The sequence below is a fragment of the Pseudomonas sp. GYB4201 genome, assembly GCF_056312595.1.
In genome coordinates, this window is sequence record NZ_JBWGIG010000086.1 from 1 (window position 1) to 1,654 (window position 1,654).

1 protein-coding gene is annotated in these 1,654 nt (G+C 64.8%); it reads right to left on the minus strand.

Features of this window, described 5'->3' with window-relative positions; genetic code table 11:
* On the minus strand, positions 1-1,484 hold a 1,484-nt coding region (locus AC0Z2B_RS32420), incomplete at its 3' end, for a type VI secretion system Vgr family protein (RefSeq protein ID WP_476302257.1).
* Between the last annotated feature and the right edge of the window lie 170 nt (positions 1,485-1,654).

Below are 1,654 nucleotides of genomic sequence, written 5' to 3' on the forward strand. Positions count from 1 at the left end.
ATGCGCAGTTCGTTGAAGCCACCGCCGCCGGGGCTGCTCATGGTCTTGAACACGCTACGGGTCTTGTTGGCGGGCAGGTCGTAGGGCGCCTTGTTTTCAGCGTGGTACAGGCAGCCGCTGACCACCGGCTGGTCGGGGTCGCCTTCCAGGAAGGTGACCAGCACTTCCATGCCGACGCGCGGAATGGCCACGCCGCCGTAGCGCTCGCCGGCCCAGCTGGAGGACACGCGCAGCCAGCAGCTGCTGGTGTCGTCCCCCTGGCCCTCGCGGTCCCAGAAGAACTGCACTTTGACGCGGCCGTACGGGTCGCAGTGGATCTCTTCGCCTTTGGGCCCGGTGACAATCGCGGTCTGGTCGCCCAGCACGCGCGGCTTGGGGTGGTTCAGGGCCGGGCGGTAGAAGACGTCCCAGGGGGTGGCCAGGAAGCGGTTGCGGTAGCCCTGGTGGAAGTCGTCCTTGTGCTCGGTGGTGTCGCTAGTCACCGACTCCTCGAGCACCTGGGGCTGTTTGCCTTCATGGAACACTTCGGTCAGCAGCCACAGGTCGTTCCATTCGCTGCGCGGGTGGTCGGCCAGGGGCAGGAAGTGGCCGCTGACCAGGGTGGGCTGGTCGCTGCGGCCTTCGGCCAGGCGGTAGTCGGCGCGCTGGCGTTCCAGGGCGCGCTGGCTCAGTTGCTTGCCGCGTGTGCGGTCGGTGAAGCGGCCGGGGTAGTCGTAGTCTTCCAGGTCGGGCTGGGCGACGCTTTGGCTGCTGGGCTTGTAGGCTGCTTCCAGCTCCAGGCGTGGCTTGCGGAAGTCGTGGTCGCGGCGAGTGACGCGGCTGGTGCGGGTTTCCACGCGCACGCTGAAGCGCTTGACCACCGGGTTGTCAGCGGCCATGCCGGTGTCTTGCACGTAGGAAGTTGGTGCGCCGAGCTTGGGAAAGAACGTCTGGTCGTCGCCGAATACCAGCTGGTGGCCGTCAGTGCTGTGCTCGAAGTGGTAGTGAATGCCTTCCTCTTCGCACAGGCGCTGGATGAAGTGCAGGTCGGACTCGTCGTACTGCACGCAGTAGTCGCGGTCGGGGCAGGGCGTGCCCAGCTGGAACTGGTAGGCGTTGCCGAGGATGCCGTGCTCTTCGAGGATCAGGCCGATGATTGTCGGCGCGCTCATTTGCTGGAAGATGCGCTGGTTGATGCGGTGTTCCAGGTAGGCCAGCTGCGGGGTCAGCACCACTTTGTAGCGGTGCAGGCGCTTGCCGTTGTCGCCCTGGGCGATCTGGTAGACCTGGCCGTGGATGCCGCTGCCGTTGGCGTCCAGGGCGAAGAACGCCTGCTGGTGCAGGAAGGTTTCGATGTCCACGTCGGGCCGTTCGCTGACCAGGTCGATCTCGAAACGGTAGGGCTGGCTGATGCCCTCGGTGCCGGTGAACGCGAGGACCTGGAAGTCGCTTTCCAGGCCGTCGAAGGTGATGCTGAATTGGGTCTGATCCGCGGGTGCGAACATTCCGTGTCCTCTTGCGTGCTGCGGTGTGTAGCGGGCAGGAAGAGGTTGGATCCAGAGCTTCCTGCACGGGGCGCGGATCTTAACACCAAGGAAAGTGCGCAACTTTTTGCGCACATGGGGTCCAGGCCGCGGCTGGCAAGGGCTGGGCGATTTTGTAACAGGATTATTTT